This window comes from Priestia sp. P5_B4 (assembly GCF_056400385.1).
The window spans coordinates 1-666 of sequence record NZ_JBFULJ010001391.1 but is presented as its reverse complement, the minus strand read 5'-3'; the positions used below and the strand labels follow the sequence as shown (position 1 = coordinate 666).

General features: G+C 34.4%; 1 protein-coding gene. It reads right to left on the bottom strand.

Translation table 11 applies throughout. From position 1 onward, the window contains the following. A partial coding sequence (locus AC1DRF_RS31185; protein ID WP_477742722.1) for an ABC transporter permease occupies positions 1-666 on the bottom strand: 666 nt, incomplete at both ends.

The window sequence follows — 666 nt, the reverse complement described above, 5'->3', positions numbered from 1 at the left end:
GGTTTTTCCAAGACAAGAATAGTAGTTTTTAAGGTACTATTAGCACTGGAAAAACCATAGTTAATTTTCTCGTTCTTCTGCATTGTTTTTAGGGGCAATACTTTTGTACTTCGATAAGCTGGAACGAGTAAAAAGAATTGAATAATAACAAACATTACAACTGTAAGGATAATGGCAGTACCTACGTTAAAGTCAGATGGAAAGGAAGATATTTCTGACACTTTTCCTAACCAGCTATATAAGTACCTTTGACTGCAAAAGGTTAGCAAAAATCCTACACCTGTACCTACGGTGTTTATAACGGTGCTTTGAAGTATGATAATCTTGCTAATCTGTTTAGCACTGGCTCCTATTGAACGCATAATGGCGAACTGATTCCTCATCTTGTAGAGCAAAAGCTCAAAGTTTGAAATGAGAATAAGAGACGTGATAGTTAACACCAATGCCGATAAAACAATAATAAATGTATGTAAGGATTGTAAATTATTTTGCACGCCTGCATCTTGTTCAGCTATATCAATACGTAAGTTCTTGTTATAAGATTTTATACGATCGGCCAACTTTAAGGCGCTCTTATTCTTGCGTGCCTTTATTAATAAATAAGTTGCTTCTGCGCTGCTTTTTTCTTTTGCTTGAATATAGTCTTTTACGTTTTTTTGATTAAGT